Here is a 9811-nt window from a genome sequence, read left to right as displayed (position 1 = left end):
CGTATTTCAACGAGGTCGCCCCCTTCACGGGGGCGTGGATTGAAACATTGCTTTCCTCCTGGTTTAACCCGGCCATGTGAGTCGCCCCCTTCACGGGGGCGTGGATTGAAACTGATTTTTCCGTGATGCGGAAATTTGAAGAAATTAGTCGCCCCCTTCACGGGGGCGTGGATTGAAACTCAAGATCCGGCATAAACGCCCGTAGTCCCCAGGTCGCCCCCTTCACGGGGGCGTGGATTGAAACAGAGCCTCCAAAGGATAAGGCAAAGCCCATCCCGGTCGCCCCCTTCACGGGGGCGTGGATTGAAACACATTCAAAATCACGGCCCTGGTCAATCTTTTGAGTCGCCCCCTTCACGGGGGCGTGGATTGAAACTTGAGGCTTACTTGAGTGTAAAGTATACCCTCGTCGCCCCCTTCACGGGGGCGTGGATTGAAACCCCGACCGGCTCACGATACTCGGCAATTTTGCCGTCGCCCCCTTCACGGGGGCGTGGATTGAAACAGGAGGATTTTGCCTGAGATCATCACTCAGACAGGTCGCCCCCTTCACGGGGGCGTGGATTGAAACATGATCCGTCAGACGGTCAACTGCCACGCCAGCGGTCGCCCCCTTCACGGGGGCGTGGATTGAAACTTCTTTTCGGCCTCTGCTTCTGCCTTTGCAGCAGCGTCGCCCCCTTCACGGGGGCGTGGATTGAAACATTTTTCGGGCACTCGTTAAAGGCAGCAAGCACGTCGCCCCCTTCACGGGGGCGTGGATTGAAACAGCTACCTCGCCATTCAGCTCCTTGGCCTTATCTTTGTCGCCCCCCACACGGGGGCGTGGATTGAAACTTCCAGTTTCAGTGGTCCAACAGCCCCGCCTTTGTCGCCCCCCACACGGGGGCGTGGATTGAAACGTGTAGCCCTCCTTTTTTTGGAGAGCTATGAGTTGTTGCCCCCATGCGGGGGCGTGAATTAAAACGTAAGGAGACTTGAACTATGAAAACATTACAGTTCCACAACAACGACGCAATGCCGATGCTGGGCCTGGGAACCTGGAAATCCCAGCCAGGTGCAGTAGGTGCAGCTGTGCAAGATGCCTTGCGTACAGGATATCGTCATATTGACTGTGCCCCTATTTACGGCAATGAACCCGAAGTCGGCAAGGCCCTCGCCGAGTCCTTGCGTAAGGGGGTGGTGACACGAGAACAGCTCTGGGTGACCTCCAAACTGTGGAACGACAGCCATGCACCTGAAGATGTTGAAGCAGCTCTCAAGCAAACGCTTGCAGACCTACAGCTTGATGCGCTTGATCTCTACCTTGTACATTGGCCCGTAGCCTTGAAAAAAGGCAGGATCTTTCCAGAATCAGCAGAAGATTTTGTTGCGCTCGACGAACTACCCCTTGCAGCCACCTGGGAGGCGATGGAGGCAGTGCTCGCCAAAGGACTGTGTCGGCATATCGGGGTGAGCAACTTCAGTATCCCCAAAGTGAAAGGTCTTCTTGATAGTGCGCAGCAGAAACCGGAAGTGAACCAGATCGAACTGCATCCCTATTTGCAGCAGCATAATCTCGTCAATTTCTGCAAGGAAAACGAGGTACACGTCACGGCTTACGCGCCTTTGGGGTCATCGGATCGTCCTGCAGCCATGAAAGCGAACAACGAACCCCTCCTGCTTGAAGAGCCTCTCGTACTTGAGATAGCGGAACGCCATCAAGCCACGCCCGCACAGGTGCTCATCAGTTGGGCGATGTGTCGTGGCATGGCAGTGATTCCCAAGTCGATCAACCCGAAACGGATCAGCGAAAATTTTGCAGCAGCTGAGTTAACCCTCTCGCAGCAGGAGATGGAAGAGCTGACTGGCCTGGATCGGCCCTTCCGCTACGTGAACGGTGCGTTTTGGGCAATGGAGGGCAGTCCCTATACCCTGGCCGGGCTTTGGGATGAATGATGAATGATGAATGAGCAAGTTGAGGGAGCAGGAAGAATATACATTTGACAACTTCCAGTTTATAGGGTTCAGTATAAAAGGAAGGGAGCTGACACGCATATCCCCCTTATCCGTATGATACCTTCCTCCAGTCTCAGCTTCCTTCATTTTACTATTCCTTATCTCAATCCAACAGACCGGGATAAGATACGCATGAACTAAAACCAGCATCATAGAGCTGAAAAGCAGCTGTGGGATCATCAGACAGGCCACCCACTCCCGACAAGATAAAGGCGGCCATGTTGTTTTCCTAATTTTATTTTTTTCCGGTTATAATGGTAATGGGGTTGAGCAAAACCCCAGGTTCCCCATAATTAGTATAGCGTACTTCTTCACGGGTGACAGCCACTGTGCAGGAATCTGTCTTCAGATCATTGGTTGCCATGAGCAAGGGGGCCTGCTCTGCTGTATCCTTTAAAACAGCACTGGCCACCATTCTGCCCTGCGCTGTCAACTGTTTGGCACAACGAGGAATTATCTCAGCCAGCAAGCCCTTACTGCCACCAATAAAAACCCGGTCCGGAGCAGGGAGATCTGTTAAGGCTTCAGGAGCTACCCCACAGACTAATTTAATATTATAGAGATTATACCGCACAATATTGGCCCGGATATTTTCCTGGCCTTCTTCTCTGTGCTCAATAATATAGATGGTCAGATCCGGACAGAGCCGGGCTGCTTCCACAGAAACAGAGCCTGAACCACCCCCCACATCCCAAAGCACGCCGGTACGGGGTAAACGCAAACGATGAAGGATCACGGCCCGGATTTCATCCTTGGTGATCAGGCCCCGTGAATGCTCAATTTCGTCTTCCTGAAGACCAAGGATAAACCCGGCCCCAGGAGCTTTTCCAGGTTGCTCGTCTTGTTCCTGCTGCTCAATCAGCATCATATTCAGCAAAGAAAATTCCTGGCTGGCAATATCAGCCAGGGTGCCTTTGCACAACCGCTCATCCTCCATGCCCAGATTTTCAGCAACCCGTATCTGAATGGCTTTGATCCGGGCTGTGTCTTTATGCTCTTCCAGGATAGTAAGTAATTCCCGGGCAATAATATTTGGGCTATTGCGGTGATCAGTAAAAAGCATCACCCTGGGCTTGCTCAGAATCCTGCTGGCAATATCCCCTGGGGAACGACCGTGCAGGCTGATCAGCGGCAGATCATCCCAGGGCAATTTAAAGCGGGTACAGGCCAGCTGCACAGCAGACAGGGCCGGTGTAATATGAACCCGTTCCGGACCAAAACGTTCCAGCAGGGTGCGACCAATCCCGAAGAACAGGGGATCACCAGAGGCCAGAACAGCAACATCCCCATAATTCAGCGCAACAGCCAGTTCAAAAACCATTTCCTCCACCGGAGCAACGGGAATCCGATGAATCTCCATTCCTTTGAGCAAAGCCTGGTGCCGGGATGAGACAACCACTGCACTGCATGATGCAATCTTGCGCAGTTGCTCTTTGGGCAGTTCTTCGCCGCTGATACCGAATATAAAAACTTCAGACATCCTTTCTCACTCCATCCTTTTTTATCCTGTGGTAGAAAATATGAGGGTCAGTATAGAAGAAAAGCTCTCTTTTGTCATTAAGTTCTCCTGACGACCTCTTGCTCTGTCCAAGCAAAGAGAACACGAAGAGATCTCCACCCCATAACAAAAGCTCATCCTTAATCATGGTCTCTCAAGTTTCCCTTGCCTTCCCCAGCTCTTTCCCTTTATAATCCAAGCTGTTCTTAACCATGCCGGAGGCGTTACCTGCCTGATCCGGCACTTTGAAACCCACAGAACAGGATCCCTTTTCATGAAACCTCTTGCACAGCTTTCCAGGCAACTCCCTGACCCTGCTGCTCTTCAGGAGCTGGCCGATGAACTGGAAAACAAATATACTGTTCAGGATGCCCCTGCACAGACCACCAACCTCTGTTTTTACGACAGCTTTGACTGGCGCCTCTATACTGCTCAACTCCTCTGCTTTACGCAGAACAACCGACTCTACCTGACAGATCTGACAGGCCGTGAAGTAACACCACCGATACCGATTACTGCTGAAAAAATAGACTTTCACTATAAGCTGCCTGCCTCGGCTCTCCGGAAAACCATTGCCCCGATCCTGGAAATGCGCACCCTGCTCCTGCAAAGTTGCTTTTTCCAGACCAACCAACGCCTGCGTATCCTGAACAAGGATGAAAAAACCGTTGTCATGGTGACCCTCTCTCAGATGCGTGGAGAACAGGGGGAAAATGACGAGCCTATCTGCTCTGTCCAACTGCACGAAGTACGTGGCTATGAAAAATGGTTTCAACGACTGACACAGGATCTGGATAGCCGTGGTCATGACCAGCCCTGTACCAAGGAACAGGACCTGAAAAACGCCTTGGCAATAACAGGACGGCGTCCCAAGGATTACAGCTCAAAAATGGCTGTTACCCTTCAACCGGAGATGGATAGCCTGACAGCAGCAAAGGCCATTTACACTGATTTGCTGGCCACCATGCAGAAAAATGAACAGGGTATTCTGAATGACCTGGACAGTGAGTTTCTTCATGATTTCCGGGTAGCCATCCGCCGAACCCGCTCTGGATTTGACATGATAAAAAAAGTCATGGCACCCACGGTCAGGTCCCGCTTTAAAAAAGAATTCCGTTTTCTGGGAAAAATTACCGGGCCAGTACGGGATCTTGATGTCTATCTGCTCATGGAAGAGGATTATAAGGCCCGTTTGCCCGACCATCTTCAGAAAGGACTCCGCTATTTTTTTGATGATCTGGCAGCACAGCGGGAAATGGAACAGAAAAAACTGGTTCAGGCCCTCCAGTCTTCCCGGTATAAAACCATTATAAAGGATTGGGAAAAATATCTTCAGAAGAAAAAAAAGGATGAGGCTGCTGCCAGCACCAAACCCATTGCTGAGCTGGCCAACAGCATCATCTGGAAACGCTTTAAGCGGGTTCTGCGCGATGGTCAGGCCGTTGATGCCAATTCCCCGGACAAAAGCCTCCATCGTCTGCGGATTCAGGGGAAAAAACTCCGCTATTCCCTGGAATTTTTCACGTCTCTTTATCCGCCCAAGGAGATGAAGCGGCTCATCAAACAGCTCAAAAAACTACAGAATAATCTCGGTCTTTTTAATGACCTCTCTGTACAGCAGGATATGCTGAATGCTCACCTTGGCAGCCTTAAGCCTGGTTCTGGCAAAGCCAAAAAAATGGGCGCTGCCATTGGTGGCTTGCTGACCAATCTTTACCATGAGCAGCAGCAGGTTCGCTGCGAATTTGAGGAGACTTTTCGCTCTTTCTCCGCTCAAGAGAACATCTCGTTGTACGAGGATCTCTTTGAAGGCGAGCTGTAGGGGGGGGGCTGCCTTCGCCCTTGCATAGTTGTTCAGGCCCAGGGACGGCTCCCTGCAACCTGTACTGAAAACAGAGAGTTTGTCTGTTGCCCATTCACCTTTCTTCACATTGTTTGAGGAGTTCTCATGGCAATTATTGCTGTTTATAATATCAAAGGCGGTGTTGGTAAAACCGCAACTTCGGTCAATCTTTCCTATATGTCGGCGGCAAGGGGCAATAACACCTTGCTCTGCGACTTGGATCCCCAGGGATCATCCAGTTATTATTTCCGGGTCAAATCGAAAAAAAAATTCACAGCTGAACTTTTTCTTGAAGGAGGTAATAGCCTGGAACAGAGTATCCGGGGCACAGATTATGAACATCTGGATATCCTGCCCGCAGATTTTTCCTTTCGTAATCTGGACATCACGCTTAACCATATGAAAAAATCAAGAAAACGACTCAAGCGAATTCTTGATCCCTTAACAAGCGAATACCGCCATATTTTTCTTGATTGCCCGCCAAATATCACCCTGCTATCGGAAAATATCTTTTATGCCGCAGACATGATTCTGATCCCCTTTATCCCCACCACCCTGTCCATGCTCTCCTTTACCAAGCTTCTGGACTTTTTCAAGGAAGCAGGGATTGATCGCAAGAAACTTTTTGTTGTCTTTTCAATGGTTGAGAAGAAAAAGAAAATTCATCAGGACATGATGCGGCATTTTCAGGGCAGAAAACGAATCCTCAGCACCTCAGTTCCCTTTGTGACAGATATTGAGAAGATGGGATTATACCGAAAGCCGGTTCCGGCCCATCTTCCTGACTCAAAGGCGGGAAAAACCTACACCAACCTTTGGGAGGAGATTGAGACGGAGCTGCTACATCGCTTTGAGTAGTTCAAATTGTCTGACTCTCGATAGAGATAGGAAAATCTATATCATAAAATTAATACCAGGCTAACTGGCCGTTTTAGGACCGGAATTGTAGCTGCCTGCCCGGCAGGAAAGGGCGGACACTTCCCGCCTCTGCGCTTGTTTTAGTTCAACAGGGTAGAGTTGAACACTGATTCAGCAGTAATCCTGGCTCTTTTCCAGAAACCTTGTACAGCCCATAGCGGTTATAAAGGTCACTGCAGGGAAAACGACATAAAGCCGTTTTCCTATCCCTGACCTTATGGCGCTTCATCAGGTGTGTTCTCAGTCGGTCTTCCGCATGTTGCCTCGCCTTGCTCATCGCCATACTTGAGTTCCGAAAGTGAAAATAGTTCACCCAGCCACGAAGACCACGGTTTACGTTATTCACCACATCACTCAGAGGGATGCAGGTCAGCTTTCTGTCTGTCAGTTCCGTCAGCCTCGCCTTAACTTTCTTCAGCGACTTATCCGACGGTCGTACATTGGGATACGGTTTACCACTTCGAGCACCCCGACTCATCTGAAAAAGGTTAGGTAGTGTCCTTGAATGACCATTCTGTTTAGAGCTTATCAATTTCGTCGAGAGAAAGCTTGGTGCATTTTTGGATAATTTCGGCAGGAATACCTTCTTTTTTCATTGATCGGGCAGTTTCCCGTTTTCCTTTTTCCAAACCTTTTTCCATGCCTTGTTCCATGCCTTTTTCCAGACCTTTTTCCAAACCTTCCTCAAGTCCGTCACTGAATTGCGTTCGAAGCTCACTATCTCTTCGGCGACGATGATCAATATAGTTATTATATTCAATCTGCTCTTCTTTATTGAGTTTGGTATAGGCGAGAACTCTTCCAGCCTCTTGCAGACCCTGAGCGGTAAACTCAGGTTTAATCTCTTCGTTTTTTAAAAAGTATATCCACTCGTCAAGGGTGTCTTTTGCCAGGTCATCAAAGCGGTTTATTTTTATCAGGTAATATTCTGGAAAGACCTGTTTCACGCTATCTTTGTCCAGTTTCCTACGCTCATTCGCTCTGAGCTGCAACACATCGTTTTTGTGGATGCCTCTGAATGAGGTGGAGCCATGATAGATATAATCCTCACCTTCCCCTAAATCGAAATAGATGAGGTTGACAGAGATCACTTTGTGAACTCGGAGGTAATCATCGCCCTCATGAAGATGCTCGGTTACCACCCTTGATGTACCCCAGAGGATGCGATGGAAAAAGGAGTAGTCGCGATCGTACTGCACTTCAATGATGATGATTTCATCCCTGGAGTTTTTCACCTTGAGATCGAGCACATTTTGCTTATGTTTTTTACAGTCTTTATTGGATTCAGACTCCAGGACTTCAAGGATCGTGATGTTTTCTTTGAGGAGTTCAGATAAGAGTCCTTCCAGCACACCAAAGTTGGCTTTTGAGCGCAGGAGTCGTTTGATTGCCCAATCAAAGGATACGTATTGTCTGGTTTTCATGGTGTCCTTACCTTGTCTACTGTTGCGAAATTATCCTTATCGCCAACAGCCTGTGGGAGTTTGAGCGGATGCTGAATTGAGCGGGTGAATTTTTACATCTGGGCCAGTTGTTCGGCATGAAGGGCGGTCGGACGCAGATTGCCCTGTTATTTATGCAACAGATACCGATAAGTCCAGTTCTTCTTTTCTCACCATATCCTGAAGAGCCAGCTGAACCCAGAAGGCAAGGGGTTCTCCAAGTTGTTCTGCAATCTTTGCGGCCCTTCTCAGGGAAGGAATTCTTCTCTCTTTTTCAATATCACACAGGCTTTGTGCGGAAATACCCAAGAAAGCGGCAAACTCTTTCTGGCCTTTGTTTTCGCCCAGACGGTAGCTTGACAGGGCGTTGCCGAAAGTTAACGCACCAAAATCTTCAGCCAGTTCGGATGTTCCGTATACGCTCTCAGTACTCATGTTTGTTCACCTCCTCAACCCTGATCAATTTTATATTATGATCATCAAGCTCCACATAAAATGCCCTGTAACTCTTCGACAATCTAACGGATCGTTGTCCTGTTCTTTTACCTGCCAGGGTTCATCATGGTAACCGGGAATTTTCCTGACCTCGGCTATTCCCAGTGATTCGACCTGCAAGGCCCACCTTTGGAGGTTCCTGACGATATGTACAGAAGTTTCTTTAATCGTTTTTGAACCTTGTCTAAAAGAACTTTTTCCATTTCTTTACAATACGTCATTCTGACGTAGATAGCAAGTTGATTTTGGGGTGTGAAAAACGGAGTCACGCTTAATGGAGCAGGCGCAGACGTATACGCAGGAGGATGGGGAAGAGTTGCGCTGTTTTTGGGGTGATGGATATTGGTTGGGTGATGCATTGGTGCCTGCTTGTAAGCGCACATAAAGATTTTTGCCTGTGCCGCAACGATATTTCGTAGTTTTGACAATCCGAATTATTTTTAATGTGCTGATATGAAATATTTTTTGCTTGACTTATCCGCAGGATCGTGTTCTTTATAGATTCTAAGGTGAATAAAGATAAGCATCAGACTGTTAAAACAAATTAATTTTGCCGGGTGATGGTAAAAAGCGGGTGCTCGCCTTGTAAAGGTAAGCCTTGACTTTTTAAAAGCGGGCGTTGGATTTTAAAAAGTGCGAGGACATTTTTAAAAAGTCACGCCTCTATTTTTAAAAGTATGCTCATACCTTTTAAAGGCGGGGCATGGATTATTAAAGGTGAAGCCTGACTTTTTAAAGGTGAAGCCTGACTTTTTAAAGGTGAGCAGAGGATTTTAAAAGAGTAGTGCCTGCTTTTTCATCAGAAGCCTGCGCTGCAAAGAAAAGGAGACTCTTATGTTGAGCAACAGCGTACCCAAATTATTGCAGGAAGCAAACGAGATAAAGAAGGCCCTGGAGAAAATTGATGATCGTCTTCCTGACGGGCTGAAGGCTGTGGACATGGAAACAAAGATGGGTGAGTTGGAAACCGTAGTTGATGAAGTGGATGCAGTCAATGCCGAACGGACGCGGCTGATCGACCGAAAAGGGGAGAAGTCGCAAAATTTGAGCGATCATATGGTGCAGGTGCGCGCAGCGGTCAAGGGGGTTTTCGGGGCTGATTCTGAGGAATACGATATGGTCGGTGGCACGAGGACAAGTGAGCGGAAGCATCATGCGAAGAAGAAGGAAGGGGGAGCTTGAGGGGATTCCAATGGAGGATGTATTCAGGGGTACTTTATGAGAATGAAGGAAATAGATGGTAAGGGCAGTGCAAATTAATTTACACGAAGCAAAAACGCAGCTTTCAGCCCTCGGCAAAAGGGCATGGGCTGGCGAGCGGATTGTCCTTGTATTGGAAGGAAAGCCGTATCTTCAGACATAGTAAACTAACCTTCTCAAGCCATTTTTTTTGGACAGTTTGATTTTAAACTTAGCACGGCTCTTCCCCTACCTCAATAACCATTTGTTTTCCTGACGGCAATCTGCTTGCCATGTATGTCAGCTTGCGACATAGTTGTTCTTGCGCAAAACGACGACCGGGCTGTTCAAGCGGCTCAAGTCGTACTCGCACTTCATGCTTGTCACTGCGTATCCATCCATGACATTGTGTGATGGCATAAAACAAATCAACTATCT

At 48.4% G+C, this 9811-nt stretch carries 9 protein-coding genes and 1 CRISPR repeat array; of the genes, 4 read left to right on the top strand and 5 right to left on the bottom strand.

Features of this window, described 5'->3' with window-relative positions; all coding sequences use genetic code 11:
* Nucleotides 1-14: 14 nt before the first annotated feature.
* Nucleotides 15-902: a CRISPR direct-repeat array (repeat unit 32 nt; unit sequence GTCGCCCCCTTCACGGGGGCGTGGATTGAAAC).
* Between the two features lie 82 nt (nucleotides 903-984).
* Nucleotides 985-1938 (top strand): aldo/keto reductase, encoded by a 954-nt coding sequence (locus tag L2082_RS16375; protein WP_446010561.1) that lies wholly within the window; start codon nucleotides 985-987, stop codon nucleotides 1936-1938.
* A gap of 295 nt (nucleotides 1939-2233) precedes the next feature.
* Here the strand turns inward: L2082_RS16375 and cbiE are convergent, their stop codons facing one another.
* Nucleotides 2234-3478 (bottom strand): precorrin-6y C5,15-methyltransferase (decarboxylating) subunit CbiE, encoded by a 1245-nt coding sequence (gene cbiE, locus L2082_RS16370; protein ID WP_446010562.1) that lies wholly within the window; start codon nucleotides 3476-3478, stop codon nucleotides 2234-2236.
* Between the two features lie 292 nt (nucleotides 3479-3770).
* Here cbiE and L2082_RS16365 point away from each other — a divergent pair, with 292 nt between their 5' ends.
* Nucleotides 3771-5318, top strand: a complete 1548-nt coding sequence (locus L2082_RS16365; RefSeq protein WP_446010563.1) for a CHAD domain-containing protein — start codon at nucleotides 3771-3773, stop codon at nucleotides 5316-5318.
* A 126-nt stretch (nucleotides 5319-5444) separates the two neighbouring features.
* Complete coding sequence (locus tag L2082_RS16360) at nucleotides 5445-6197, top strand: ParA family protein (protein WP_446010564.1); 753 nt, start codon at nucleotides 5445-5447, stop codon at nucleotides 6195-6197.
* Nucleotides 6198-6342: 145 nt separating this feature from the next.
* Here L2082_RS16360 and L2082_RS16355 read toward each other — a convergent pair whose 3' ends face one another.
* From L2082_RS16355 to L2082_RS16345, 3 genes are all read right to left on the bottom strand, one after another.
* Complete coding sequence (locus tag L2082_RS16355; protein ID WP_446011978.1) at nucleotides 6343-6735, bottom strand: group II intron maturase-specific domain-containing protein; 393 nt, start codon at nucleotides 6733-6735, stop codon at nucleotides 6343-6345.
* A 40-nt stretch (nucleotides 6736-6775) separates the two neighbouring features.
* On the bottom strand, nucleotides 6776-7681 hold the full coding sequence (locus L2082_RS16350) for an Rpn family recombination-promoting nuclease/putative transposase (protein WP_446011977.1): 906 nt from the start codon (nucleotides 7679-7681) through the stop codon (nucleotides 6776-6778).
* A 150-nt stretch (nucleotides 7682-7831) separates the two neighbouring features.
* Nucleotides 7832-8134 (bottom strand): helix-turn-helix transcriptional regulator, encoded by a 303-nt coding sequence (locus L2082_RS16345; RefSeq protein WP_446011976.1) that lies wholly within the window; start codon nucleotides 8132-8134, stop codon nucleotides 7832-7834.
* Nucleotides 8135-9028: 894 nt separating this feature from the next.
* On the opposite strand from L2082_RS16345, the gene L2082_RS16340 reads away from it, so the two are divergent.
* Nucleotides 9029-9376: a hypothetical protein gene (locus tag L2082_RS16340; protein ID WP_446011975.1), complete on the top strand. Its 348-nt coding sequence runs from the start codon at nucleotides 9029-9031 to the stop codon at nucleotides 9374-9376.
* 229 nt (nucleotides 9377-9605) lie between these two features.
* Here L2082_RS16340 and L2082_RS16335 read toward each other — a convergent pair.
* A partial coding sequence (locus tag L2082_RS16335) for a hypothetical protein (RefSeq protein ID WP_446011974.1) occupies nucleotides 9606-9811 on the bottom strand: 206 nt, incomplete at its 5' end.

This window comes from Candidatus Electrothrix sp. (assembly GCF_052785085.1).
This window is presented reverse-complemented; position numbering and strand designations above follow the sequence as displayed.

Bases quoted from the DNA above. Each gene is read 5' to 3' on its own strand.
- L2082_RS16365 (WP_446010563.1), top strand. From the start codon at position 3,771: ATGAAACCTCTTGCACAGCTTTCCAGGCAACTCCCTGACCCTGCTGCT.
- L2082_RS16375 (WP_446010561.1), top strand. From the start codon at position 985: ATGAAAACATTACAGTTCCACAACAACGACGCAATGCCGATGCTGGGC.
- L2082_RS16345 (WP_446011976.1), bottom strand. From the start codon at position 8,134: ATGAGTACTGAGAGCGTATACGGAACATCCGAACTGGCTGAAGATTTT.
- cbiE (WP_446010562.1), bottom strand. From the start codon at position 3,478: ATGTCTGAAGTTTTTATATTCGGTATCAGCGGCGAAGAACTGCCCAAA.
- L2082_RS16360 (WP_446010564.1), top strand. From the start codon at position 5,445: ATGGCAATTATTGCTGTTTATAATATCAAAGGCGGTGTTGGTAAAACC.
- L2082_RS16350 (WP_446011977.1), bottom strand. From the start codon at position 7,681: ATGAAAACCAGACAATACGTATCCTTTGATTGGGCAATCAAACGACTC.
- L2082_RS16340 (WP_446011975.1), top strand. From the start codon at position 9,029: ATGTTGAGCAACAGCGTACCCAAATTATTGCAGGAAGCAAACGAGATA.
- L2082_RS16355 (WP_446011978.1), bottom strand. From the start codon at position 6,735: ATGAGTCGGGGTGCTCGAAGTGGTAAACCGTATCCCAATGTACGACCG.